The sequence below is a fragment of the Streptococcus parasalivarius genome (assembly GCF_054785155.1).
Map to the genome: position 1 here is coordinate 1 of NZ_BAABOB010000009.1, position 25,863 is coordinate 25,863.

Sequence of the window (25,863 nt, forward strand, 5' to 3'; positions counted from 1 at the left end):
GCGTTGTTTTTGCGTACACTTTTTACACTGAACCTTAGTTCAAAAATAGACAAATTCCTTAGTTTGACTATGGAATTCGATCTATTTTTTATCAAATGCCTTGACATGCTTGACAAATGGTAGAAAAGGACTTAGTCCTATACAGTAGAAAACTAAGTCTTTCACTAAATTATTTGTCTAACTTTCTGGTATCAGTACAAGTTTACATCACTCGACTCTCCACATAGTCAGGATAGCATAGATAGATGTTTGCTTACTTAGTGAAATCCAATACTTTACGTCCTTGAATTTCACCTTTTTCCATTTGATCAAAGACTTCTACCGCTGTATCAACAGGAACAGTTTCAACAACCGGTACTACCAATCCTTGTGCACCAAAGTCGAAGGCTTCTTCTAAGTCTTTACGTGTACCTACAAGAGATCCAACAACACGGATACCATCTAGAACTGTTTTGACAATTGAGAGTTCCATATATTCAGATGGGAGACCAACCGCAACGACTGTTCCACCAGCACGTACACTATCGATAGCCTGATTGAAAGCAACCTTAGAAACAGCGGTTACAACAGCACTGTGTATACCACCAGTTTTTTCTTGGATATAGCCTGCTACATCTTCAACTTCTTTACCGTTCACCACTAAATCAGCACCAGATTCTTTAGCCAAATCAAGTTTATCTTGGTTGATATCAACAGCCACTACTCGTGCATTGAAAACTTTCTTAGCATATTGAATAGCCAAGTTACCTAGTCCTCCAGCGCCATAAATAGCTACCCATTGACCAGGTTCAACTTTAGCTTCTTTGATAGCTTTATATGTTGTAACTCCCGCACAGGTAATAGATGAAGCTTGAGCAGGATTAAGTCCTTCTGGAACTTTCACAGCATAGTCAGCGGTAACCAAAGCATAGTCACTCATACCACCATCAACACTATAACCAGCATTTTTTACAGAACGACAGAGTGTTTCACGACCAGTTATACAGTATTCACAACAACCACATCATTCGAAGAACCAAGCGATTGATACGCGGTCACCTTTTTTAAGTGTTTCAACCCCTTCGCCAACTTCTTCGACAATACCAATACCTTCGTGGCCCAGTATACGACCTGGTACTTGACCAAAGTCTCCATGAGCTACGTGAAGGTCAGTATGACAAACGCCACAGTACTCAACTTTAACCAAAGCTTGGCCATGACCTACTACTGCTGGTTTTTCATGATCAACAACTTCAACACCTGTACTTGCTTGATTAACAACAACTGCTCTCATCTTAGTTACCTCCATATGATAACTTTTAACACCTTCATTATAGCACTTACATAGGCAATGTCGACGCTTACATAAAGACTTTCTTAACTTGCGAAAACTTCTTGAAAATTCTCTATACAAATTCGATAAGTCCTGTTTTTGATGTTGATATAGCTATGCTTCAATCATTTCCAAGATACCTATACTGTCTCACGAGTGTCTTGGAGTCCAGTAGGCTGACTTCAAAATGAAAATAATGATTGCGTCCATCTCTAGCATTCTCTTTATTGAGTAGAAAATAATTCTTTTGACTGATAGCCATCTCTCTAAGGATATCATCCGTCAAAAAGGTTAAGGGAATATCCATGGCAGAATAGCGATAAAAGTCTTCTTCAAATTTTAAATAGCTATCAGAAAAATAGTCAATTTGAAGTTTATCATCATAAATTTTTCTCTTCCTCATCTATGTTTTCAACTCCCAAACTAATTTCTAATATATCCTTTGTTAGAATACATTTATGTCGCTTGCAAGATTTTATAGTAACTTGATTAAAATCCAAGTCAACCACATAGCCACTACATCTACAGCGCCTACCTTGATCCTTTATCTGGAAATTTCCCAATAATTGACCTGAATAAAGCTGGTTTAATAAAGTAAACTTCTCTAAATCATCCAAATGACTCGTAAGATTTTCTTTAGTCTTATCTTCATGTAGGGAACTTGTGTGTTCCGACAAGAAAAAGCCCATCCACTTCATCATTCCCCTATCTTTATGTTCCCTAGCTGATTGAAAGGGAAGGTAACTGCGGTCTATCATTTTAAGCCATCTAATCCCCCAGCCGAGTGTCCACCAATAAGCTTACTTCGAGCAAGACTCCTAGATGCCTCCTGTAAAGAAGTTGCTTTTTGAATGGTCGTAAAGCCAAATTCCTGACGAATACTATCTATAGCTGACTGAAGCCTTTCTTCTTTATCAATGTCATCTGGATTATCAAATAAAGAAAGCATTTGAAACCCTTCATCTACAAAATTTGCATAAGAGACACTCACACTTCGAACAGCCCCTCCTTGATATTTCTTCCTAAAGAGTGCAATGACATGTCCTATTAATATCCTTGTGTTATTAGCAGGTTCAATCTTCATCTGTGCTTGTAGCGAACGCTTGCCCTCTAACTTTGAAAATCCAATGCTAATGGAAACTTGACAAGCTTTCTTATAAGCTCGTCTTAACCTAATGGCTACTTGTTCCGCCATCTCTCTTAGAATCAATTCAATATCAGCTTGACGCTCATAGTCTCGTGGTAAGATTTGAGAATTTCCTAAGCCATGTGACTTTGGTTTATAAGGTTTATGAACATTACTCTCATCAATACCGTTAGCATGAAAAAAGAGGTCTAAACCTACAATACCTAACTCCTTTTTAAGAATATCAGGATTGCTATTAGCAAGTTCTCGAATGGAGCAAATTCCCAACTTGTTTAGCCGCTTCTCCATCCGCTTACCAATCCCCCAGAAATCAGTCATATGGGGAATATTCCAAACCTTAGTCTCGACATCTTCATAGGACCAGTTGGCTCTCATAGTAGCCGTATGTTTAGCCTCATTATCAAGAGCTAACTTAGCCAATAAGGGATTGCTGTTGGACATTCCAACTGTCGAGTAAATACCTGTCTCCCTCCAAATATCTCTTTGAATACGCCCTGAAATCATATCTAACTTATCTTTTCTAGTAACAGTCCTATCGGGAATAAAGTAATTCAGTGACGACGTGAGATCAATGAAACCCTCATCAATGGAATAGGGAAGAATATCTTCAACACTGGCATAATTCTGGAAAATGTGTTGAATCTGGATATTCTTTTTTATATAGAGATCCATTCTAGGAGGAACGATAAAGGTAACCTTGGCCCAAGATTCGATGTAATCTACAAAATCTCTATCCGTTGGAAGTCCCTGCTTTTTGGCATTATAATAATGAAACTTACGAGAATGAATGTCAAAAGGTAAGTCATAAGAACGACTAACATTTGACTTGCCAAAAACTTGCTTAAATATAGGGGAAGAGGCTAGTATCAAACCATTCGCATTTTCAGCCCTACTCATCACACATAGAGAGGTCTTAAGAGGGTGCAGTCCACGTTCAACACACTCCACACTTGCATAGAAAGATTTCATATCTACAAAAGCAATATCACTTTGCGGTTCTCTTGAATAATCAAAATATCCCATGCTCGCCCTTTCGTTAGTTTATAAACTAACAATAGTATAAATTATAATTTCTTATATTTCAAGTATTTTCCATAAAAAATAACAACATCCCTTCTAGAATGTTGTTATCCTTCTATTTTTTCCCTTTAACTTGGTCTGTGGCAACATCTTCACCAAACCACTTGTTAGAAATCTTTTGGAATTCTCCTTTTTTATAAAGGGTTCTAAATCCTTGATTGATTTTTTTGATCAGTGTCTTATCTGCCTTACGAGCACCTACAGCAAAGCTTTCACCTTCATAACCAGCAGGCATAACATTATACTGATCCAGAACCCCTGATTTTTCTAAGTAGTAATTAGCATACACACGGTCAATCAATAGACCGTCAATACGTCCACTATCAAGGTCAATCAAGGCTTGAGTAAAGGTAGAATATTGGACTGCTTTTTGGTTGGCAACGATATCCTTCAAAATCTTCGGAGAAGCATTGAAAGCATCATAACCGGAAGACCCTGCTTGGGCACCTAAGGTCTTACCTGACATTCCAGCAACAGAATCAATTCCCGAAGACTTTTTGGTTACCAGTACTTGTTCATTGACCATATAAGGTTCCGTGAAGTCCGCAGACTGCTTACGCTCATCCGTGACCGAATAACCATTCCAAATGAGGTCAATTGTCCCATTCTTCAGTTCTGTTTCTTTCATATCCCAGTCAATAGCCTGCCATTCAACATCGATACCATACAATTTAAAGACTGCAGTTGCAAGATCAATATCAAAACCAACATAGCTACCATTCTTTTCCTCATATCCCATAGGAACAAAGGTTGCATCAAAACCAATTTTGATTTTCTTTTCTTTGGTATAGGTTTGCCACTGATCTTTCTGAGTTGCAAAATGTGAGCGCGAGCTGCAAGCTGATAGCGTAAACAAAGGCAAAATGACAAGACAGCCTAGCAAAATCGTTTTTACTATTTTTTTCATGGAAAATCCTCACTATTTTGGATTGATAGTGACAATCTCATCGGCGATGTGCTGTGCAAACTGCATATCGTGAGTGATAACGATTTGCGTAATCCCAGTCTCACGATTCTGCAAAATCAATTTCTCCACTTCTTGACGCAACTCAGGGTCAAGAGCTGATGTTGGTTCATCATAGCCGACAATTTTCGGATCAATCATCATAGCACGCGCAAATGCAACACGTTGTTTTTGTCCCCCAGAAAGAGAGTAAGGATAAGCATTTCCGTGAGCTCCAAGGCCTAAACGGTCAAGCAGAGCTTGAGCTTTTTTCTGAGCATCCTCCTTAGACATTCCCATCGTCTTAATTGGCGAAAGCGTTAGATTGTCTAAGACTGTTAAATGTGGAAACAGTTGGAAATCTTGGAAGACAAAACCGAGCAAATTACGACTTTCCATCTGATCCAAAGGAATCTCTTCATTTTCATAAATAATTTGTCCTGAATCAATGGTTTCAAGTCCTGCTAGCATACGCAAGAGAGTCGTTTTACCACCACCAGATGGTCCGACAATAGCCAAGATTTTTCCTTCTTCTACTGTCAGATTATACTTATCAAAAATTTTGTGTTGACCAAATTGCTTGGAAATATTTTTTAATTCTAACATAAGGTCTCCTATTTATAATAGTTGAATTTCTTTTCTATGTTTTTCGAAGCTACAGTTACCACACCCACAAGGATAAGATAAATAGCTCCGGCCACAAACATCGGTGCTAAGGTCGCATCACGGTTCGCAGCGGTACGACTTTCCAAAAGAAGGTCTCCAACCCCAAGCACATAAACCAATGATGAATCCTTAACCAAGTTAATAATCTCGTTAAAGATACTTGGCAAGACAATCTTGACTACCTGAGGAAGGATAATGTAGCGGACGGTTTGGAAAGGACTAAGTTTAAGCATTTTTGCTGCTTCGTATTGTCCTTTCGGAATAGCCAAGATTCCTCCACGGAAAATCTCTGCGAAATAAGCTGCATAATTAAGTGTAAAAGCAAGAATAGCAGCTGGTAGACGATCAAAGACAATCCCAACACTTGGAAGAACGTAATAAACGAAGATCAATTGTAAAAGGAGAGGCGTTCCACGCATAATCCAAACGTAAAAGGTTAATAACCAATTTAAAGGTTTGAATTTAATCTGCATTAAGAAAGCAAGTACAATCCCTAATGGAATCGACAGTACGATAACAATGAAAAATACTTGAAGTGTGACTACCGCACCGTTCAAAAGGGCTGGTAATACTTCCAAAACGTATGACATATAAACTCCTATAATTATTTAGTATTATTGAATATTATACCAATTTTTTTGAAAAAATGATATAAGATTTTGAAAATAGTAAAAAGGAGTGCGACTAGACCCAATTTTCAAAATGAGTTCATAATCACACTCCTGGGAGACTTAAATAGTCTGTCCTGAGAAACAAACAATATTTAAGTCTAGCATCCCTAAAGCTTATTTTAGATTTTCTTAACAAATTCAGATTTAAGTTTCATAGCGCCAAAACCATCAATCTTACAATCAATGTTATGGTCACCTTCAACCAAACGAATATTTTTAACACGTGTGCCTTGTTTAATATCTTTTGGCGCACCTTTCACTTTCAAATCTTTAATAACTGTAACAGTATCACCGTCAGCAAGACGTGTTCCATTGCTATCAAGAACCACAAGTCCTTCTTCTTCTGCAACTTCGTTTGGATCCCACTCATAGGCACATTCAGGACATACAAGCAAGATTCCATCTTCATAAACATACTCTGAGTTACATTTTGGACAATTTGGTAATGACATAATTCTCTCCTAAGATTGTGATATAGATACTATTCTACTTTAGATTCTCCAATTAAGCAAGGGTAAAAAGGATAAAAACAAACAACATCCCTTACACTGTAAGAGATGTTAGTATTTTTATTCAACAGTAACTGATTTAGCCAAGTTACGTGGTTTATCGACGTCAAGTCCACGATGAAGTGTTGCAAAGTAAGCAATCAATTGTGTCGGTACAACCATTGAAATTGGTGACAAGTAAGGGTGAACATTATTAAGAACGATGTCATCACCTTCTTTAGCAACATTTTCCTCAGCAATAGTCAACACTTTAGCACCACGAGCAGCTACCTCTTGAATATTACCACGAGTGTGGCTAGCAAGAACAGCGTCAGACAAGAGCGCAATAACAGGTGTACCATCTTCGATCAAAGCAATCGTTCCGTGTTTCAACTCACCTGCTGCAAAACCTTCACATTGGATATATGAGATTTCTTTCAATTTAAGACTGGCTTCCATAGCAACATAGTAATCTTGACCACGACCAATATAGAAAGCGTTACGTGTTTCTGCAAGAAGAGCTGCCACTTTCTCGTCAATAACTTCTTTTTCAGAGAGTGTTGATTCGATAGATTGTGCTACAAGTGACAATTCATGTACCAAGTCGAAAGCTTTAGCTTTTTCATTGCCATTAGCTTCACCGACTGCTTTAGCCAAGAAGGCAAGAGCTGCTATCTGAGCAGTGTAAGCTTTAGTAGAAGCTACGGCAATTTCTGGGCCAGCATGAAGAAGCATCGTGTGGTCAGCTTCACGAGAAAGAGTAGATCCCGGAACGTTTGTCACTGTCAAACTTGGAATACCCAACTCGTTAGCTTTAACAAGAACCTGACGGCTATCTGCTGTTTCACCTGATTGACTAATAAAGACAAAGAGAGGTTTCTTGCTAAGGAGTGGCATACCATAACCCCACTCAGAAGAAATACCAAGTTCAACTGGTGTATCCGTTAATTCTTCAAGCATCTTCTTAGAAGCAAAACCAGCATGATATGATGTTCCTGCCGCAAGGATATAGATACGATCAGCCTCTTGAACAGCCTTGATAATATCAGCATCTACAGTCACTTGTCCCTTGTCATCTGTGTAGGCTTGGATAAGCTTACGCATCACTGTTGGTTGCTCATCGATTTCTTTGAGCATGTAGTAAGGGTAAGTGCCTTTACCAATATCAGATAGGTCAAGTTCAGCTGTATAGCTATCACGTTCTTTAACAGTACCATCATAATCTTGAACTTCAACACTATCAGCTTTCACGATAACTAACTCTTGATCGTGAATTTCCATGTATTGATTAGTTTCGCGAATCATAGCCATGGCATCTGAGCAGACCATGTTATAGCCATCACCAAGACCAATCAAAAGTGGTGATTTGTTTTTTGCCACGTAAATTGTTGAGGCATCTTCAGAATCCATAAGAGCGAAGGCATATGATCCACGGATAATGTGAAGAGCTTTCTTGAATGCTTCAAGAGTTGACAAACCATCTTCTTCAACGAATTTTCCAATCAAGTGAACTGCAATTTCAGTATCAGTTTGGCCTTTGAAATGGTGACCAGAAAGGTATTCTTCCTTAATTTCAAGATAGTTTTCAATAACACCATTGTGAACCAAAACAAAACGTTCTGTTTCTGAGCGGTGTGGGTGAGCATTGTCCTCTGTTGGTTTACCGTGAGTTGCCCAACGAGTATGTCCAATACCAGCTGTGCCTTCTACTCCTTCAGTTTTAGCAGCAAGTTCCGCAATACGGCCAACAGCCTTAACCAATTGACTAGATGCATCGCCAGCTACAAAGATACCAGCTGAATCATAACCACGGTATTCTAGCTTTTCAAGTCCTTGAATCAAGATATCAGTTGCATTTGTGTTACCTACAACACCAACAATTCCACACATATTTTTAATAATAACCTCTGATCAAAGAGGTCATGTCTCCTTCATTTAAAATTGGTATAGTCAATAAGCTCTTTAAAAAGCTTAACGAGGACAGTATATTCGATATATTTGGCATTGTCAAGCATAAAAATTGGTATAGTCCTAAAAAGACCTTTTAGTCGCTCCTTATCCTAAGGAATAATCCTTAAAATATGCTATAATAAGGCTATGCGAATTCAACAATTACATTATATTATCAAAATCGTCGAAACCGGCTCAATGAATGAAGCTGCAAAACAACTTTTCATTACGCAACCAAGTCTTTCAAATGCTGTTCGTGACTTGGAAAGAGAAATGGGAATCGATATCTTTATCCGTAACCCTAAGGGAATCACCTTAACTAAGGATGGAGTTGAATTTCTCTCTTATGCCCGTCAGGTAGTGGAACAAACAAATCTCTTGGAAGAACGCTACAAGAGTCACACAGAAACACGTGAATTGTTTAGTGTTTCCTCTCAACACTACGCTTTTGTTGTCAATGCTTTCGTCTCACTTCTTAAGAGAGCGGATATGACACGTTACGAGCTCTTCTTACGTGAAACACGTACTTACGAAATTATTGAAGACGTTAAGAACTTCCGTTCAGAAATTGGTGTTCTCTTCCTTAACAGCTATAACCGAGATGTCTTGACTAAGATGTTTGACGACAACCGTCTCACATATACCAGTCTCTTCAAAGCTAGACCCCATATCTTTGTCAGCAAGTCAAACCCATTGGCTAAGCATGAAGTTGTCTCTTTGGAGGATTTAGAAGAATTTCCATACCTTAGCTATGATCAGGGGATTCATAATTCCTTCTACTATTCTGAAGAGATTCTCTCTCAGATTCCCCATAAAAAGTCTATCGTGGTTTCAGACCGAGCGACACTCTTCAACCTATTAATCGGTTTGGATGGTTACACCATTGCTACAGGTATTTTAAATAGTAATTTGAATGGTGATAACATTGTCTCTATCCCACTTGGTATTGATGATGAAATTGATATTGTTTACTTGAAGCATGAAAAGGCAACCCTCTCTAAAATGGGGGAAAAATTCCTTGATAACCTCGTTAAAGAAGTCACTTTTGACAACTAATAGGTTAGTCCCCAGCACATAATGTTGGGGACTTTTTATCGCCAAAACTATCCAATTCAAAGCACAAAAAAAGAGCCTTTCGACTCTCATTGTTATTTATAATTTTTATAGCTTGCCCAGGCCTCATCTATAGATAAGGTCTCAGCATCTGTGTATGAGCCTCTATAGCTGTTCCAAACAAGGCCACTTGTTGAACCAGTTGCTTGGGTAACTGGAGCTTGATCATAGGCAGTCAAACCATAGTATGCAATAATGCTATTTAATTTAGAAGCGTAAAGACTATCTGTAGCATAAGTCCCTGTCAGTGCCTGAGTGGCATCTGCATAACTACCTGTATTTGATTTCCAAGTGCCAGCATAAGTTGATGACGTCATCAAAGCAGCATAATCGGCTAAAGAATCACTCAGACTTCCATAAGAACGGAAAGGTTCATCAATCTCATAAGTCTTCCCTGTACCATCGTCTTCCCAAGTACGCATGGTCACAGAATTCCCATTATAAGATCCCTTAATCCCGAAGAAGTTGTAATAAGGAGCCTGACTCAAACCTGACTGACCTGAATTTGATTCCAAAATAGCTTGAGCAATTAGAACAGAAGCATAGATATTGTAATCTTGACCAATCTGTCTCGCAGTCTCTCCGATACTATCAATAAAAGCCGTCGTAGTTTGATTGTAGGCAGCTTCAGCTTTAGCATTAACACTGTTATCATTTTTTCTATCTGTTGTAAAAGCTAGAACCAAAAAAAGAGAACAAATGAAAGCTCCTACGATAAAAATCATATACTTCTTTAAATGACGATACATACAACCCTTCCTTCATAAAATTTTCAATTATAATATTTTAATACTATTCTATCAGAAATAACACTCCTTAGCAAGTTATAGGGATAGTTTCCCCTAAAAACTATCCCTAATAACACCTTTACATATCCTAAATAATAAGATACAATGTGGGTAATTTTTAAGGAGATGAAAAATGAAAATCAAATCATTCTTACCTGGTATAAGTATTGCAATACTTATTTCGCTTGTAGCCTGGACTCTTGGAGTCTTATTTCCTATTATTGGAGGGCCTGTCATTGGTCTTTTCATTGGCCTCTTACTTGGCATTGTAGTGACAGACTCTGAAAAGCTCAAAACTGGGATGCAGTTTACATCAAAAAAAGTATTACAATACGCTGTTATTCTTCTAGGATTTGGGCTAAACCTTTCTCAAGTTTTCCAAGTTGGCTTAACCTCACTTCCTATCATTTTAGCCACTATTGCTACGGCACTCGTTACTGCTTACTTCATCCAAAAGCTATTTAAGATAGATAGCGAAATTACTACTTTAGTAGGGGTTGGTTCTTCAATCTGTGGAGGTTCTGCTATTGCTGCAACTGCACCTGTAATCAAGGCAAAAGATGAATCTATTGCAACAGCAATCTCGGTAATTTTCTTTTTTAACATCTTAGCAGCTTTAATCTTTCCTCACTTGGGATCTTGGTTGGGACTTAGTAATCAAGGCTTTGCCATATTTGCTGGAACAGCTGTCAACGATACTTCTTCTGTAACTGCTACAGCTAGTTCTTGGGATAGCTTACATGGAACATCTATCCTAGAGCAAGCAACAATTGTTAAATTGACTCGAACACTTGCTATCATCCCTATAACTCTTGGTCTATCTGTATGGCAGTCACGAAAGGATAATACAAAGGAAGCATTCTCGCTAAGCAAAGCAGTGCCTAACTTTATCCTTTGGTTCCTTTTGGCCTCACTGATTACAACTGTTGCTATGTCACTCGGTGTAACACCTGCCGTCTTTTCACCATTAAAAGACCTTTCAAAATTTATGATTATTATGGCAATGACAGCTATCGGTTTCCAAACAAATCTCAAAAAACTAATCACTAAAGGAGGCTCAGCACTTCTAGTGGGAGGAGTCTGTTGGTTATTAATTAGTCTTGCTTCTCTTCTCATGCAAAAGATATTAGGACTTTGGTAAAAGACATCTAAAAAACTCACAATCTGGCTAAGACTGTGAGTTTTTATTATAGAATCATTTTTTATACTCAAAGACATAGGTTTGGATAACCTTATCCCCATCGTTTGTTACTTTCAAATCAACATTGTAGCTCTTAGTTTCACCACTAATATCCTGAACCTTATAATCACCATCTTTTTTTACAGAAGAGGTGGTCTGTCCTGAATAATGCCTAACTTCAAGACCTGAAGCTCTATCTAGAGAAAAAGGAATGAGCCCGTTTAAAGAATATAGCCCATACAAAATAAGACATAAAAAGCTCAGCGACACAAGGCTCACCAAATAATATTTAACAAAATCCCCCAATTTCAACCCCTGCTTACTCACTTAATTATTATCTTCCTTTAACTTAACATTATTTTTATTAGAGTATTTTCAAATTTTATTTTACACACATTTGGGTATTTTGTCAAATTATTTGATATTTAAAATAGAACCTAATTTTTCTATATACTAAAAGCCGTTAGTCATCTAACGGCAATTTTTTATTTCTGAAATAACGTATTCAAGACGGCTATAGAGACCAAGTAATAAGTCGTAACTTCGATTTTCATTTTCTTTTAAAACAGTGAAAACTGTTGTACTATAGGTAAATTCAAAGAAGTCATCTAATTCCTTGAGCCAGTCATCAATAACCCCTAAATTTTGATCAATGATTGCAAACAAACTTGGCTGATACCAGATTGTACCTTCGATATAAAGGTTTTTGTCAGATAATTTAGATAGGGATACTTTCAAGTCAGCAAGCTCTCTTTTAGCAAGATTTGGTTCAATCTTTAAATCAAAAAGCAAGCGCGCATCATGATTTAGAATATCGAGTTCTGCTTGAAGCAGTTGAATATAATGTATCGCTACTAAATACTGGTTCATGGGTCTCTCCTGGTCATCTGAAAATCGTACTATTATTGTACCACTAAAGAATGAAAAAATGTAGTAATTATTTAATTTTTTACAGGATTTTTTTAGAAAAAATACGATGCTTTAAATTTCTGTTTAAAAGTAATGACACTAGCAATTTTCTAAGAGTTTAAGAAATGAAAGATTTTTTAAAAAAAGAAAAACACTCACGAATGAGTGCATTTCTAGTATTAATGGCTAACCATTTCCTGTGCAATTTCAAAGCCACTAAGTTTTCCAGGATAGTAAGTTGGCCAATTATCCATTTCTTTTAGAATCTCATCTTGGCTACTATTTCCAAAGAAAATATGGAAATGTGCTGAACTTGTTGGATCTATTTGATGATCTGAAAATTGGACATACTGGTAAGGGTTATCTGCTGCTTGACTATCAGTTGCTGTAAAGAGATAACGAACACCTTTTTTACCAGAAGCATAGGTCAAAATCTTATACCCATCATAACGATAAGTATGTGTCACACTACTTCCATCATTCTTTGTGAAAGTCATGGTCATCTTTTTACCATCAATAGCAATTTTAGAAACATCTGTTTGATAGCCCTTAGTGTAGTATTCTTTATACTCTTGTGCTGTTTTATCCTTATTCAAAAGAGATTTGTATTCAAATACTTGATCTAAAGTACCATCTTGAAGATAAGGATAGACCGATTGCCACTCCCCTGACCAATCCGAAAGTTCTCTATCTTTAACATCTTTGTCATCGAAGTAACCATTTTGAACCGTTTTCTTGTCATCACTTCCTGTTTCAGGTTGGATAGCTTTACCTTCAACGTCCGTTGTTAAACGAAGACTTTTTAGGTTCTCAGTCATAACACTGACATAGTCTTCACCTTTTTTCAACTGTTCCTTAGTTAGTGATTCAATTGGATTTAAAACTGCTGTCTTAACTCCTACTTCGTTAGCTAAGGTTTTAGCAACACTACTTGAAGCATTTTCCTCAAAATAGATATAATTAATATCATATTCTTTGACATACTTAGAAAGGCTAGCGATACGTTTTGCAGAAGGGTCGGACTCAGCTGAAACACCTGAAATTGGTACCTGTGTCAAACCGTAATCTAAGGCAAGGTAGGCAAAAGCTGAGTGCTGAGTAACAAAACTTTTCTGTTTTGCTTGACTAAAGGCTTCAGTATACTCCTTATCCAAAGTCTTTAATTTTTTAAGGTATTTCTCGGCATTGGTTGTAAAGACTGCTTTTTTATCTGGATGCTGAGCAATCAAACCGTCTCTAATAGTTTCAACTAATTTTTGAGAACGTTTAGGTGAGAGCCAAACATGGGGATCATATTCGTGGTGATGTTCTTCTCCACCGTGATCATGATCTTCTTCCTCTGTTCCAGGTAAAAGAACCATGCCTTGACTTGCCTTAATGACTTTTGTATTTTTTTTGTTGATAGACTTTTCAACTTTTGGAACCCAGGTTTCCATATTTTCATTTAGGTAGACGAAAGTGTCTGCTTTTTCAATGTCAGCGACATTCTTAGTAGATGGTTGGAAATCGTGGGCTTCACTACCAGCGGGAATAAGATAAGACACCTCTCCCTCATCTCCAACAACCTGCTTGGTAAATTCATAAACAGGGTAAAAGCTGGTCACAACCTTCAAGTCACCATTTCCTTTTGAACCGTGGTGACTAGTCGTATAATAAATACCTGCACCAGCAGCTAAAACAACTGTTGCTAATCCTGCTAGGGCAAAAATGCGTTTCTTTTTCATGTTATTCCTTTCAAAATACTTAACCAGTTAATAGTTTACTGGTTAAGTATATCACACTTCATTTATTTTGCAAGTCCTAAAATAAAAAAATTGAAATATTTCGACGAGAAAGAATTATTTGATATACTGGAAATATCATTTGGAAAGTAGGTTATACATGTTTCGTAAATTAACCCTATATCTTTTTTTATTGCTTTCAGCCATAGGCCTGACTTATGATACGCAATCATACACTTCAGGCGCTTTATCTGGTTCGGCATACGGTATTATTGGACTATCAACACTGATTGCCTTATGTTATATCGTACCAGGAATATTTCTGATCCAGTACTTAGGCAAGAGATGGCAGGTGAAACCACTTGTTCTCATATTTGCTCTAATTGGTGGAGTCTTTATCACAGGATGGATAGCTGGTTATGCCAATACCATTTCTCACGACTGGGTGACTGCTCATCTTTCTTCAAAGAGCTTCTTCTACCGCTTTGAGGATGCCCTTATGGCTCCCCTAGTTGAAGAACCCCTAAAACTGGCAGCTTTTCTCTTTGCTATCTATATGGTGCCAACAAAAAGTTACAAGGGACTCTTGCTTGTCGCTATTACGGCGGGGCTGGGCTTCCAGATTAGTGAAGACTTCTCCTATATTCTTTCAGATTTACCTGATGGTTTTTCTTATACGATTTCAGGTATTCTTGGTCGAACTATTGGTGCTGTATCGTCTCACTGGCTTTACACATCCTTCCTTGCTATGGGGCTAGTCCTTATATGGCGTTCCCGTCAAAAACTCATTAATTCTAAATACAGTCTTATTGGTATACTTTATGCTTGCGGTGCTTTTACTGCACACTTTGCTTGGAATTCACCTCTTCGAAATTTAGAAAGCGATTTGCCATGGGCATCAGGCCTTCTCATTTCACTCGATCTTTTCTTCTTTATTACGCTTTATCAGCTCCTCTCGAAACTGGATAAAGAAAACAAGTAATGTTTACAATACTAAAAAACCTTTCCAATTTTATGGAAAGGCTTTTTTGATGACTTTAATCACTCATAGAAAAACGATTGGTCATCAAATTACTTGCATCATCTAAGACTTTTGCCAATAGTTTATCTGTTTCTGACTGAATCTTATCACTAATTTTTTGATTTTCAGCTTCAAAATCAATACTCTCACCATTTGCTAAAGCAGTATCTACATGATTAATCATAGCATGGCCAAGAGCCATAGTTGTTTCTACATAAGCATCCAAATCAGCTTCATGCTGTTGGAAATGAGGATCACAGATAGCAGCAATCAAGCGATTACTCCAGTAGAAATTACCTGTATCCACTTTATCAGTCGTTTGACGGAAATAAGCAGGTGTTGTTCCGACTTGAGTCCAGAATGGAACCATTGTACCAAATGGCATTGATCCATAGGCTAACCACTGAATTCCTGTCGTTTCTGATGGTTTGTTAGGACGCATTTGCAAGAGAGCTGTTTGACTAGTACGGTTGATACCGATTGGACGGAATTGGCGTTGACTCACCGCATCTCCTTGAGGTCCATAAGGATCATAAGGTGTATCTTGGTAATGAAGACTCAAGACATATTTAACATCTTCAACTGTAATTTTGCGGTATGGTTTTTGACACCATGGAATAAAGAATGATTTTGGATCATAATCTTTTTCTGGGTTCAAGAATTTCTGCATTGCCCAGGCACGTGGTGTATTATAATGACGATCCTTATCTCGTTGGCTACCAAAAGCATAACGTGGATTAAAGTGTTCATTAGAATAAGTCAAATCCAAGTGATGTTTATTAATAAAATCTCGAATGTCTGGTGAGGCTAAATAGTCGTCTGGATTTTCAAACTCATAATGATCGATGCCAAGTTGGTTTGGGTTAGTGACATAGGCATCGTCTGGAACACGTCTTGCAATCCAATGGTGACCACCAATGGTCTCTAGCCACCAAATTTCTTCAGTATCTGAGAAAGCAATACCATTAGATTCGTAAGTTCCGTAAGTTTCAAGAAGTTGCCCCAAACGAAGGACACCTTCACGCGCCGTCTTGATATATGGCAAGACCAATGTTAACATATCCTCTTCTCCAAAACCATCTTTAACAAGAGGGTCTGCACCGAGTACACGCGCATTGGTGGTGATTGTTTCTGTTGCACTCATGGCAACATTAGATGAGTTAATACCAGCTTCACCCCAGATACCGTCTTTACCAAGTGCATCTGGAACAGAAGTATAACGTAGAGGATTATCTGGCAAATCAATTGAAAAATTACTAAGCACAGACTGATAATGACTCGGTTGGTCTTCAGGGGTCACGACGAGAAATTCTTTGGGCGTAAAAACGCCTGATTGAGAATCCTCAGTACGTGCAATCATGGTAGAGCCGTCATATGAGGCTTTCTTACCTACTAAAATCGTTGTACAAGCCATAAAAGCTTCCTTTCTACTTACAAATCGTCCGCAATTTTATTGATTTTTCTGAGACGATGGTTGACACCACTCTTGGTCAGAGGAGGTTCTATACTATCTGCGATTTGCTGGATAGAGTAATCTGGATTGGCAATACGGAGTTGGGCAATTTGGCGCAGCTCCACAGGTAAAATCTCCAAGCCAACCGTATCCATAATCTTGATAATATTATTAATTGTTTTCATACTAGCACTAATCGTTCTAGCAATATTAGCTGTTTCCGCATTATTGGCACGATTCAGATCATTTCTGGTCTCTCGCATAATTTTGACCTCTTCATAGGTATCCTTAGAGTTCATTGCACCAATAACAAGGAGGAAATCCATAATATCCTCAGCTTTTTGAAGATAGGTCACAAAACCATTTTTATGACTCAGAACCTTGGCATCGAGCATAAATTTTTTCATGAGAGAAGCCAAGTCCTCTGCGTGGTCTTGGTAAACGGAAAAAATCTCTAATTGATAACGGCCTTTTTCAGGATCACGAACTGTTCCAGTCGCCAAAAAAGCACCTCGTAAATAGGATCTTCCAGCTTCGTCATCTTCCATTATTGATGTTTCGATGCCTGTTTCAAAGCCAAAGAAAGAATCCGCCAATTGTAAATCGGACAAAATATCATTGACATGGTCGGCTACAAAAACCGTGTAAACACGATTTTTCTTGAGATTAGTCTTGTTATGATGTCTCAATTCAGGATTACTCTGATAACGACTTTCCATTAATTGGTAGATATGTCGCGCAATCTTTGCATTTTCTGTTGAGATGGAAAGAGTCAATCCTTGGTTGGTCAATCCAACAGAACCAGACATCTTAATCAATGCCGACAATTCAGCCTTGTCTTTGCTTGAAGCTGCAATTATCTCTTCTTTAACCTTAATTGTGAAACTCATGACTTATTCCTCACTAGATGCATGAGCTCATCCACTACCAAGTCACCATGGTGGAAGGCACCACCATTTTCAAGTCGCAAAAAATTAGAAGACACAACTGTTTTTGCTTCACGACGTAAGCCCTCAAAATCATGCTCAACCTGAACAAGGTATTCATCAAATTTATTACTTGCCATGTATTCCTTAGGCACTTTCTTGATATTAACTAAGACATTGTCAATCACATCGGAGCCAAGATGACGATTAAGAACAGCCACATGGTCGGCATCTGAGAATTGCTCAGTTTCTCCGTACTGCGTCATAATATTACAAATGTATGTGACATCAGCCTTGGTCTCAATAAGAGCCTGACGAATCTCTGGTATCACCAGGTTGGGCAAAATCGATGTATAGAGAGACCCAGGACCTAAAACAATCATATCACTATTTATAATAGCATCAACAACCTTACGACTGGCCTTAGGCTCTTCATCATTATAGGTATTGGTCACATAAACGCGCTCAATCATGCCATCGTACTGGGCAATACTACTCTCACCTGCTACTTCATGACCATCTTGAAAAACGGCATGAAGCGTCAAGGCAGTCTCACTGGCAGGATAAATCTTACCTGTGACGTGGAAAAACTTCGTCAGAAGCTGCATGGCATTATAGGTAGATCCCTGCATTTCTGAAATTCCAGCGATGATTAGATTTCCGAGTGGATGACCGGCCAAAGCGCCATCGGTTTTATCAAAACGATATTGGAAAACTCTTTCATAAAGTTTAGGCATATCACTCATAGCTACCAAAACATTACGCAAATCCCCTGGAGGTGTCAGTTGCATGATATCACGCAAATCTCCTGAAGAACCGCCATCATCAGCTACAGTTACCACAGCAGTGATATCAACATCCTTATGGCGTAAACTACGAAGAATGACTGGAATACCAGTTCCCCCACCTATTACTGTAATTCTTGGTTTTTTCATGAACGATTCACCGTCTCCTTACGTCGATCCTTATCACGATGTGTTTCATTGACTGTCCAATCATTTTTTAGATCTTGGGCTAGACGATGTGCAAAAGCTACACTACGGTGTTGACCACCTGTACACCCAACAGCAATAGTAAGAACAGACTTACCTTCTTTTTTGTAGCCAGGTAAGATTGGTTTAATAAGCTGTATCAAATGATTGTAAAAGTCTTCTGATTCCGTATGCTTCATGACGTAATCAAAAACCTCTTTATCCAAACCTGTGAGGTTACGAAGGGCAGGATCATAATAAGGGTTTGGCAAAAAACGGACATCAAAAACCAGATCTGCATCCAATGGCAGTCCATATTTAAAACCAAAACTCAAAACTTCAATACGGAAAGAAGATTGGTCTTGCTCAGATGAAAACTGTTCAGAAATAGCCTTACGAAGTTGACGCGGAGTCAATTCTGTCGTATCAACTACGTTTTGACTCAAACTCTTAAGAGGTGACAAAAGCTCACGCTCTAACTTGATGCCATCCAAAACACGGCCATCTGCCGCCAGTGGGTGACTACGACGTGTCTCTTTGTAACGAGAAACCAATTCACCATCCGTAGCGTCCAAGAAAAGAATCTTGAAATTAAGTTCCTCATTGCTTTCCAATTTATCCAAAATATCGTTGATTTCATCGAAGAACAAGCGACTTCGCATATCAACGACAAGAGCAATCTTATCTGTCTCTTCACTATGTTTTACCAACTCGATAACCTTTGGTACCAAAGAAGGTGGCATATTATCAATAGTGAAGTATCCGATATCCTCAAAGGATTGAATCGCTACAGTCTTACCTGCCCCGCTCATCCCTGTTACAACAACTAAATTAATTTTTTTCGTTCCCATGAGACTCCCTTTCTAGTCTTTCTTCTTTCAAGACACGAATATCGTCTGACATTTTTTCAACTTGTTGGCTAACCCCCATAATCATTTCTGTCTGCAATTTTTGAATAGTAAGCAAATCTGATTGGTCTTGTTGCACCAAGTGATCAATTTTTTCATGTAAAAGTCGGATTTCTTCCTTTGATTGTTTATTGACGTGATAGTCATTTCGTGCTTGCAATCGATCGTAATCCGATGCCCGATTCTGACTCATCATAATCAGAGGTGCCTGAACTGCAGCCAGTGTAGATAAGGCGAGATTCAACAGAATAAATGGATACTTGTCAAAGGCAATGCCAAAGGGTTGGACGACATTTAGCCCCATCCAAATAGCCATAAAAGCAATGAATGATAAGATAAAAGTCCAAGATCCACCAAATCTGGCCACTTCATCCGCCACTTTTTGACCAAAAGTAATTCGACTATCCAATTGTTCCTGGACATCCTGGTCCTCGTAGAGTAAACTCTTGGTCACATCATGAACGGTTTCACGCACGTGCTCATTTTTCTCATTAGCATTTGCGATAATCTCGTCGAGAAAAACTAACCTATAATCCAAAAGGCTAATATTACTAATGAAATCATGTCCTTGTAAATCAGGGTAATCTTTTTTCAAAAGCACCTGCAAACGACTATTTAGTCGTTCGAAATAGGAGCCATCGGTTTCATCGAACCACTCTTTAGAGATATAATCCTGAACTCTCTTAACCTGCATATTTTCGCCTTCTTTCTAGGCTCTATTATACCATATTGAAAGCTTAAACGTTCAATAGATAAAGGAAAAGAGTCCAAGACTAACCTTAGACTCCTCCATTATTGGGACAATTAATTTAACATCTTCTTATTGGTAATTCAAAGTCCAGTAGTAAGTACCATCACCTGCGACAACACAAGCCACTGCAGCTTGAGTAGCATCTGGACTCATGAGAAGTTCACGAATACCACTGCTCAACCATTTATTTGCAACAACTGAACCATCAGATTCACGACGGTAAACAATACCGTCACTGTTGTAAGTATGTGAAATATCTTTGGCGTGTGGAAGAGTTGTGCTATTGTAAAGATCATCAGACCAAGTAAGCGCTGGTAAACCGGCAGCTGTACGTTGAGCATTGATTTCATTAAAGGCAGCCTTAGCTGAATCAACTTCAACATAGTCAGAATTTTCAGTTGATTCTACATGATAAATAAATTTAACATATCCAAATTCAACATCACTATATTTTTTGTCGTCAACACCGCTCTTGAGATTAGCTGTAATAACATAGTCACGTGCCCAAGCACTGCCCTTAGAAGCGTTGAAGTTGTCAACATCTTCAATTTCCCAAGTTACATTACAATCCCAGCCAGCATTGTCTATGAATTTTGGAGCAAGATTCTTAATAACATAATCTTTGAATTCATCAACATTTTGGAATGGAAGAGCTTCTCCCGCTTTACCAGTACCAACTACATTTTCAGAATACAACTTAACACTTGATGCGTTGTCATCGTACATGTATTCGTCGTTTCCTGCTGGTTTATGGAAATCTGGATCAAGCTCAGGATCATCATTGGCAGTACCATTGTAGAGTTTCCACTTACCATCAACCCATTTGTAGTAACCATCGATACCACGCGCATTTTCCTCATCAGTCATAGCGACACGGTAGTAATACGTACCGTTGTCATCTACAAATCGTGGGTCTGAGTGCATGCGATAATCTGTTGGTGGCAATGTTGGTTTTGGCAACTTATCATAGTCAATGTTTGTTTCAGGCGCATATGGTGGTTTTTCAAGTTCAGGAGCTTCAGAACTTGTTTCTGATGTTGAACCTGTCTCTGAAGTTGCTGTTGAAGAAGATTCAGAAGTTACAGTCGAACTTGAGTTACCAGTTGAAGCCGCTTCTGAAGTTGAATCTACAGTTGAGGCTACTTCTGAACTTGCAGACGAAGTTGAATCTACAGTTGAAGCTACTTCTGAGCTTGCAGACGAAGTTGAGTCAACAGTTGAAGCTACTTCTGAACTTGCAGACGAAGTTGAATCTACGGTTGACGCTGCTTCTGAACTTGCTGATGAAGTTGAATCTACGGTTGACGCTACTTCTGAACTTGCTGATGAAGTCGAATCCACGGTTGAGGCTACTTCTGAACTTGCTGATGAAGTTGAATCTACAGTTGAAGCTACTTCTGAACTTGCTGATGAAGTTGAATCCACAGTTGAGGCTACTTCTGAACTTGCTGATGAAGTTGAATCTACAGTTGAAGTTGTTGGAGCTTCAGAATCTGTGCTTGAAGCCTTAACAAGCACCCACTTACCATTTGAATAATAGTAGTAATCGCCATTATCTTTCAAATAATAGTGAGTACCATTTTCGTAACGGTAGTGAGGGTCATTTCTCAAAACCTCATATCCTGTCGTTGGTGTATTGTTAGAACCACTATTGTTGTTATTATAGTCACCACCACGAACCCAACGACCGTTATAGTTAACATAGTAGCTACCATCACTCAAGATGTAGTACAAGTAACCATTGCTATAGCGGTAAGTACCTGATTCGTTGTAGTTGTTGTAACCAGGATTATAGTTGTTATAGCCATAATTATAGTTATAATTATAGCCATAGTTATAGTTTGGATAGTAATTATTGTAACCGTAGTTATAGCCATAATTGTAATTATAGCCTGGATAATAACCATTGTATCCGTAGTTATAACCATAGTTTGGATAATAGTTGTTATACCATGGATTATAAGAATAGTTATTATGGTAACCTCGGCCATAATAACTATCGGCCTGTGCATGATCATTACCAACTACCGTTGGTGCTAATATTGCTGCCCCTAAAACAGCGCACGACAATAGACGTAAACTTTTTCTCATTGTCTTCATCCCCTTTTTTAAAAACAAATATACCTTTTATAAGCAAGCGCTTACGCTTCTGTTTACATTTTAATTGTAGGAGATAATACTTCTATTGTCAAATTATTTTAATAATAGAAGTTTCTAAGAACAGACCAATAAAAAACTAACAATGACCTTACTTTTACTTGTAAAAAATAATTGATCATCTTTCTTTTACACCCTAAAGACAGGTGTTTAACAAAATAAAAAAGCCCTTAACATAAGGACTTTTAGCGTGATATTAACGATTATCAATATTTTCTGGGTAAAGATCGTGATTAAAAAGACGTTGCTCTGCCATCTTTTCATACTTAGTTTCTGGACGGCCATAATTATAATAAGGGTCAATAGAAATACCACCACGAGGTGTAAATTTACCCCAAACTTCTAAGTAACGAGGGTTCAAAAGCTCCACCAAATCTTTACCAATGGTATTAATACAGTTTTCATGGAAATCTCCGTGATTACGGTAACTAAAGAGGTAAAGCTTTAGAGATTTAGACTCAACGCAGAGCTGGTCTGGAATATAAGAAATATAGATACTTGCAAAATCAGGTTGACCAGTAATAGGACAAAGTGACGTAAATTCTGGACAGTTGAATTTGATAAAGTAATCATTATCAGTGTGACGATTATCAAAAGACTCCAAGACTTGTGGAGAGTATTCAAAAATATAAGGTGTCTCCTTATTACCAAGGAGAGTGAGGTTTTTCATTTCTTCTTGTTGTGACATTTTTCTTCCTTCGTTATTAATTTTTCTAGACCTTTATATAGTCGATTTTTAATCTCAATTTCTAATCTTAATCATCAAAAAAGTCAAAATACTATTAATTCTAATCTTATAGACTGTGAAGATTAGACACCACGCTCATTATCATAGAGTAGGGTATGAAGCTGAGGGAGGACACGCACATTGCCCCACGAATTATCAGCAGCTACAGTCTCCCACAGTTCTTTTAGGCGATCTAATTGATGTTGGACAATATTACCCTCTGCTTTAGGTTCAGGATTACCAGCTGAAAGAAACATGACATCTGGCTGATAACGTTCCTGAATCATTTTAGCAAAGGCTAAATCTGCATCATCGAAAACAGGAACCTTGAAGGTAACTTTATCAGGATCAAGCTGAGAAACAATAAAGTCAAGGGTTTCCATATTGACTTCCATCTTGGATGATGGTGGTTTAGGACTTAGGGTTACTTGGTCAATATCCTTGAGCCACTCCTGCCAGCGAGAACCCTGAGTTTCAACGGCCAGAGTTACGCCTCTTGCTTTGAGTTTTGAAACGAGTTGAGCCATATTAGCTGCTAGCAGAGCTGGGTTTCCTCCAGATAGAGTAACATAGTCGTAAGTTCCTAGAGCATCCAAAGCTTCAATGACTTCATCAGCTGTCATACGAATTGGCTTCTCTGACCCGTCCCAAGTGAAGGCAGAATCACACCAATCACAATGGTAATCACATCCTGCTGTCCTTACAAACATAGTCTTTTGACCGATAGCTCGGCCTTCCCCTTGAAAAGTCGGTCCAAAAATTTCAAGCACTGGCAGTTTAAGTACACGTTCTCTAGTCATCCAACCACTCCCGTCTAAACTCTGCAAAGGCTGTCGGTGTCTCATAAAGGCGTACATATTCCAAACGAAGTCCCCTCTCCTCTGGCAGGTGTTGACTCGTCATCTGGAAAATCCAGAAAACCATATTTTCCGCAGTTGTGTTCATATAAGGCAAAGTCTCATTGAGATAACGGTGATCCAGATGAGGTTCCAAATGATCCTTGTAAATGCTCTTAAGGTCACCAAAATCATAGGTCATGCCACGCTCATCCAAGTAACCACTCACTGCTATTTGAAGATGGTAGGTATGACCATGAAGCGATTTGCATTTGCCTTCATAATGAAAGAGATGATGGGCAGCATCAAAAGTAAACTCTTTAGAAACCATTGTACGGTGAGAATTGTAAACCAAAGACTCACCTGTTTCTTTTTTGATTTCTTTCGGTGCAAAGAACATTAAGCTTCTCCTCTTTCTGCTAGATATTTTTCAAGTCCTTTTTGGCGCAAATGGCAGGCAGGACATTCCCCACAACCAGTCCCAATAATACCGTTATAACAAGTCAGCGTTTTTTCACGAACGTAGTCGAAAGCTCCAAGTTGATCAGCCAAAGCCCAAGTCTCAGCCTTATCTAACCACATGAGAGGAGTTTGGATAACGAAATCATAGGCCATGGCAAGATTAAGTGTAACATTAAGCGATTTGACAAAAACATCACGACAGTCTGGATAACCGGAAAAGTCTGTCTCACAAACACCCGTAACAATGTCAGTGATACCACGTTGCTTAGCCAGAACAGCTGCAAAAGAAAGGAAGAGATGATTACGGCCATCTACAAAGGTATTAGGAACTTCTCCTTCTTCTGCCTCAATCTCAATATCAGATGTTAGGGCATTTTCAGTAATTTGACCAAGCAAGGACATATCCAAAACATGGTGTTTGAGGCCTTGTTCTTGTGCGATCTCTTTAGCTACTTCAATTTCTAAGCTATGACGTTGTCCGTAAGCAAAAGTAACTAATTCAACTGTTTCATAATGTTTTAGAGCCCAAAAAAGGCAGGTAGTAGAATCTTGACCGCCACTAAAGACGACCAAAGCTGATTGACGTTTCATAATATTCCTCTTTATTCGTGATGTTTGAGACACATAAAAAGGCTCCTTGAGGGAGCCAAAAAAACGCCAGTAATGGTTTTTTTTAGCGATGGTGTCTCCCAAACATCGAAAATGATTTATCTTTAATAGTTTATCATAGTTGAGAAAAAAAGAAAAGAGCCAAGGCTCCCTTCCTTAATCAATCTCAGCAATAACTTCGATTTCAATTTTAACATCTTTTGGCAAGCGTGCCACTTCTACTGCAGAACGTGCTGGAAAATCAGATGTAAAGGCAGTTGCATACACTTCGTTAAATGGAACGAAATCGTTAATGTCACTTAGGAAGCAAGTTGTTTTGACAACGTGGTCAAAGTCTGTACCAGCTTCTGCCAAAATAGCTCCAACATTTTTAAGAACTTGTTCTGTTTGTTCTTGAATGGTTTCGCCAATGATTTCACCTGTTTCTGGTGACAATGGTACTTGACCAGAAGCGAACAAAAGATTGCCAACGATTTTACCTTGAACATAAGGTCCGATTGCTGCTGGTGCTTTATCAGTATGAATAGTTTTTGCCATGATAGTTCTCCTTTGACTAATATGTTGCTATTATAACAAAATATTCTGAAAATTGAAACATATAATTCCAAAAAGAAAAGAATCAGCACTAGGCTAATCCTTCTCCTACTATTTCAGATACTTTTTGACATAGTCATAGTAGTCTGGTTTTTCCTTTTTATTGAGTGCAAAGAGCATTTGACCCTTAATGGGTTCTTTCTCATCATTTGGTTGTAGAAAAAGAGCAACCTCTTTGGATTTAGTTGGGAAAAATACCGTATAAGACATCTCTTTCCCCTGATCTTTTACTTTTAGCGAATAATAGGTAAAGTCATCTTTAGACTTAGGACCATCCACTGTATAGTTATAATCCTGCTCACCAATCTTGACCTTATCTTTCTTGAAGGCAATCGTATAATCCTTCTTTAAGGCATCTTGTGCCTGCCATTCACCCTCTAGTGAGGGAGTAGACTTGCTACAAGCTACCATTGACACCATAAAAAGCAAGGCCAAAAGACCAAGTAAACATCTTTTCATACTTTTGCACTCCTAGAGAAT

Annotated in this window: 27 protein-coding genes and 1 pseudogene; 3 read left to right on the forward strand and 25 right to left on the reverse strand. The window is 38.3% G+C overall.

Features of this window, described 5'->3' with window-relative positions; all coding sequences use genetic code 11:
* Positions 1-253: 253 nt before the first annotated feature.
* The 9 genes and pseudogenes from adhP to glmS form a co-directional block, all read right to left on the reverse strand.
* Positions 254-1,273 (reverse strand): annotated as a pseudogene (adhP, locus tag ACYVQ1_RS08745) (alcohol dehydrogenase AdhP).
* A gap of 160 nt (positions 1,274-1,433) precedes the next feature.
* Positions 1,434-1,715 carry a DUF5960 family protein gene (locus tag ACYVQ1_RS08750; protein ID WP_155213077.1) on the reverse strand — a complete coding sequence of 94 codons (282 nt, stop codon included), beginning with the start codon at positions 1,713-1,715 and terminating at the stop codon, positions 1,434-1,436.
* Entirely contained in the window at positions 1,693-2,070 is a 378-nt protein-coding gene (locus ACYVQ1_RS08755) for a hypothetical protein (protein ID WP_368386380.1), read from the reverse strand. Before ACYVQ1_RS08755 ends, ACYVQ1_RS08750 begins: the two co-directional genes overlap by 23 nt.
* Positions 2,067-3,482, reverse strand: coding sequence for a Y-family DNA polymerase (locus ACYVQ1_RS08760; protein WP_461250440.1), 1,416 nt, complete (start codon positions 3,480-3,482; stop codon positions 2,067-2,069). Before ACYVQ1_RS08760 ends, ACYVQ1_RS08755 begins: the two co-directional genes overlap by 4 nt.
* A gap of 112 nt (positions 3,483-3,594) precedes the next feature.
* A complete protein-coding gene (locus ACYVQ1_RS08765; protein ID WP_461250441.1) occupies positions 3,595-4,446 on the reverse strand; it encodes an amino acid ABC transporter substrate-binding protein in 852 nt (283 codons plus the stop codon).
* Between the two features lie 12 nt (positions 4,447-4,458).
* Positions 4,459-5,088, reverse strand: a complete 630-nt coding sequence (locus ACYVQ1_RS08770) for an amino acid ABC transporter ATP-binding protein (protein ID WP_014634575.1) — start codon at positions 5,086-5,088, stop codon at positions 4,459-4,461.
* An 8-nt stretch (positions 5,089-5,096) separates the two neighbouring features.
* Entirely contained in the window at positions 5,097-5,738 is a 642-nt protein-coding gene (locus tag ACYVQ1_RS08775) for an amino acid ABC transporter permease (protein ID WP_461250442.1), read from the reverse strand.
* A gap of 200 nt (positions 5,739-5,938) precedes the next feature.
* Entirely contained in the window at positions 5,939-6,271 is a 333-nt protein-coding gene (locus tag ACYVQ1_RS08780) for a zinc ribbon domain-containing protein YjdM (protein ID WP_002891088.1), read from the reverse strand.
* Positions 6,272-6,388: 117 nt separating this feature from the next.
* A complete protein-coding gene (glmS, locus tag ACYVQ1_RS08785; RefSeq protein ID WP_049545386.1) occupies positions 6,389-8,197 on the reverse strand; it encodes a glutamine--fructose-6-phosphate transaminase (isomerizing) in 1,809 nt (602 codons plus the stop codon).
* Positions 8,198-8,404: 207 nt separating this feature from the next.
* On the opposite strand from glmS, the gene ACYVQ1_RS08790 reads away from it, so the two are divergent.
* Positions 8,405-9,313 (forward strand): LysR family transcriptional regulator, encoded by a 909-nt coding sequence (locus ACYVQ1_RS08790; protein WP_004182422.1) that lies wholly within the window; start codon positions 8,405-8,407, stop codon positions 9,311-9,313.
* Positions 9,314-9,405: 92 nt separating this feature from the next.
* On the opposite strand, the gene ACYVQ1_RS08795 is transcribed toward ACYVQ1_RS08790, so the two are convergent.
* Positions 9,406-10,119 carry a glucosaminidase domain-containing protein gene (locus ACYVQ1_RS08795; protein ID WP_461250443.1) on the reverse strand — a complete coding sequence of 238 codons (714 nt, stop codon included), beginning with the start codon at positions 10,117-10,119 and terminating at the stop codon, positions 9,406-9,408.
* A gap of 172 nt (positions 10,120-10,291) precedes the next feature.
* Here ACYVQ1_RS08795 and ACYVQ1_RS08800 point away from each other — a divergent pair, with 172 nt between their 5' ends.
* Positions 10,292-11,299 carry a YeiH family protein gene (locus ACYVQ1_RS08800; RefSeq protein ID WP_461250444.1) on the forward strand — a complete coding sequence of 336 codons (1,008 nt, stop codon included), beginning with the start codon at positions 10,292-10,294 and terminating at the stop codon, positions 11,297-11,299.
* 54 nt (positions 11,300-11,353) lie between these two features.
* On the opposite strand, the gene ACYVQ1_RS08805 is transcribed toward ACYVQ1_RS08800, so the two are convergent.
* The 3 genes from ACYVQ1_RS08805 to ACYVQ1_RS08815 all read right to left on the reverse strand — a co-directional run bounded on the left by ACYVQ1_RS08805 (position 11,354) and on the right by ACYVQ1_RS08815 (position 13,971).
* Positions 11,354-11,665, reverse strand: coding sequence for a hypothetical protein (locus ACYVQ1_RS08805; RefSeq protein WP_037600014.1), 312 nt, complete (start codon positions 11,663-11,665; stop codon positions 11,354-11,356).
* A gap of 144 nt (positions 11,666-11,809) precedes the next feature.
* Positions 11,810-12,208: a hypothetical protein gene (locus ACYVQ1_RS08810; protein ID WP_004182418.1), complete on the reverse strand. Its 399-nt coding sequence runs from the start codon at positions 12,206-12,208 to the stop codon at positions 11,810-11,812.
* Positions 12,209-12,426: 218 nt separating this feature from the next.
* Positions 12,427-13,971 carry a metal ABC transporter solute-binding protein, Zn/Mn family gene (locus tag ACYVQ1_RS08815; protein ID WP_461250445.1) on the reverse strand — a complete coding sequence of 515 codons (1,545 nt, stop codon included), beginning with the start codon at positions 13,969-13,971 and terminating at the stop codon, positions 12,427-12,429.
* 157 nt (positions 13,972-14,128) lie between these two features.
* On the opposite strand from ACYVQ1_RS08815, the gene ACYVQ1_RS08820 reads away from it, so the two are divergent.
* Positions 14,129-14,950 carry a PrsW family glutamic-type intramembrane protease gene (locus ACYVQ1_RS08820; RefSeq protein ID WP_461250446.1) on the forward strand — a complete coding sequence of 274 codons (822 nt, stop codon included), beginning with the start codon at positions 14,129-14,131 and terminating at the stop codon, positions 14,948-14,950.
* 55 nt (positions 14,951-15,005) lie between these two features.
* Here the strand turns inward: ACYVQ1_RS08820 and ACYVQ1_RS08825 are convergent, their stop codons facing one another.
* From ACYVQ1_RS08825 to ACYVQ1_RS08880, 12 genes are all read right to left on the reverse strand, one after another.
* Positions 15,006-16,403, reverse strand: coding sequence for a C69 family dipeptidase (locus tag ACYVQ1_RS08825; RefSeq protein WP_461250447.1), 1,398 nt, complete (start codon positions 16,401-16,403; stop codon positions 15,006-15,008).
* Positions 16,404-16,420: 17 nt separating this feature from the next.
* Positions 16,421-17,332, reverse strand: coding sequence for a DNA-binding protein WhiA (gene whiA / locus ACYVQ1_RS08830; RefSeq protein ID WP_461250448.1), 912 nt, complete (start codon positions 17,330-17,332; stop codon positions 16,421-16,423).
* Entirely contained in the window at positions 17,329-18,303 is a 975-nt protein-coding gene (locus tag ACYVQ1_RS08835) for a YvcK family protein (protein WP_195414176.1), read from the reverse strand. The genes whiA and ACYVQ1_RS08835 overlap by 4 nt, the downstream gene beginning before the upstream one ends.
* Positions 18,300-19,190 carry an RNase adapter RapZ gene (gene rapZ / locus ACYVQ1_RS08840; protein WP_461250449.1) on the reverse strand — a complete coding sequence of 297 codons (891 nt, stop codon included), beginning with the start codon at positions 19,188-19,190 and terminating at the stop codon, positions 18,300-18,302. The genes ACYVQ1_RS08835 and rapZ overlap by 4 nt, the downstream gene beginning before the upstream one ends.
* A complete protein-coding gene (locus tag ACYVQ1_RS08845; RefSeq protein WP_461250450.1) occupies positions 19,171-19,941 on the reverse strand; it encodes a DUF1003 domain-containing protein in 771 nt (256 codons plus the stop codon). Before ACYVQ1_RS08845 ends, rapZ begins: the two co-directional genes overlap by 20 nt.
* Before the next feature lie 126 nt (positions 19,942-20,067).
* Positions 20,068-22,089 carry a CAP domain-containing protein gene (locus ACYVQ1_RS08850; protein WP_461250451.1) on the reverse strand — a complete coding sequence of 674 codons (2,022 nt, stop codon included), beginning with the start codon at positions 22,087-22,089 and terminating at the stop codon, positions 20,068-20,070.
* Positions 22,090-22,351: 262 nt separating this feature from the next.
* Entirely contained in the window at positions 22,352-22,843 is a 492-nt protein-coding gene (gene queF, locus ACYVQ1_RS08855; RefSeq protein ID WP_003097375.1) for a preQ(1) synthase, read from the reverse strand.
* Between the two features lie 122 nt (positions 22,844-22,965).
* A complete protein-coding gene (queE, locus tag ACYVQ1_RS08860; protein WP_104021045.1) occupies positions 22,966-23,682 on the reverse strand; it encodes a 7-carboxy-7-deazaguanine synthase QueE in 717 nt (238 codons plus the stop codon).
* Entirely contained in the window at positions 23,675-24,118 is a 444-nt protein-coding gene (queD, locus tag ACYVQ1_RS08865; protein ID WP_022496684.1) for a 6-carboxytetrahydropterin synthase QueD, read from the reverse strand. The genes queE and queD overlap by 8 nt, the downstream gene beginning before the upstream one ends.
* Positions 24,118-24,771 (reverse strand): 7-cyano-7-deazaguanine synthase QueC, encoded by a 654-nt coding sequence (gene queC / locus ACYVQ1_RS08870; RefSeq protein ID WP_004182407.1) that lies wholly within the window; start codon positions 24,769-24,771, stop codon positions 24,118-24,120. Before queC ends, queD begins: the two co-directional genes overlap by 1 nt.
* Positions 24,772-24,945: 174 nt before the next feature.
* Complete coding sequence (locus ACYVQ1_RS08875) at positions 24,946-25,326, reverse strand: RidA family protein (RefSeq protein ID WP_002891112.1); 381 nt, start codon at positions 25,324-25,326, stop codon at positions 24,946-24,948.
* A gap of 108 nt (positions 25,327-25,434) precedes the next feature.
* Complete coding sequence (locus tag ACYVQ1_RS08880; RefSeq protein WP_461250452.1) at positions 25,435-25,842, reverse strand: hypothetical protein; 408 nt, start codon at positions 25,840-25,842, stop codon at positions 25,435-25,437.
* Positions 25,843-25,863 lie beyond the last annotated feature (21 nt).